Below are 492 nucleotides of genomic sequence, written 5' to 3' on the forward strand. Positions count from 1 at the left end.
ACAGCACTGAACCCCGGACCGAATGGTTTTCGGTACGGGGTTCAAGAGCACGTTGCTGAGCGCTTATATGGGTACTGCGCGCTGCGGCTCGAGGCTCGAAAGTCGATGTCAGGCGGTTGCGTTGCGCGCCCGATTGCGAGCGGCGCGGCGCTTCATTGCGCGGTGCTCGTCCTCGCTGAGACCGCCCCAGACGCCGGAGTCCTGACCGGACTCGAGCGCCCACTGCAGGCACTGCTCCATGACGGGGCAACGGCGGCAGACGGCCTTGGCTTCCTCGATCTGCAGCAGCGCAGGACCGGTGTTGCCGATGGGGAAGAAGAGTTCCGGGTCTTCCTCGCGGCAAACGGCGTTGTGACGCCAGTCCATGGCTGCTCCATCTCCTTGTATTGCGGGCAGGTTGCTTGTGAATGTGAACGCTTTCACGAATCCCTTCGTGAGGGAAGGGAGACCGACCAGTTTGGGGAAAAACTCCCCCTGCGCTGCCGAAGATTC

Annotated in this window: 1 protein-coding gene; it reads right to left on the minus strand. The window is 62.6% G+C overall.

From position 1 onward, the window contains the following. Window positions 1–108: 108 nt before the first annotated feature. The gene (locus G3I78_RS47780; protein WP_164436871.1) at window positions 109–366 is read right to left on the minus strand and encodes a WhiB family transcriptional regulator; all 258 of its coding nucleotides are present in this window, start codon (window positions 364–366) and stop codon (window positions 109–111) included. Window positions 367–492: the final 126 nt, after the last annotated feature.

The organism is Streptomyces sp. SID13726 (genome assembly GCF_010548375.1).
Taxonomy (GTDB): domain Bacteria; phylum Actinomycetota; class Actinomycetes; order Streptomycetales; family Streptomycetaceae; genus Streptomyces.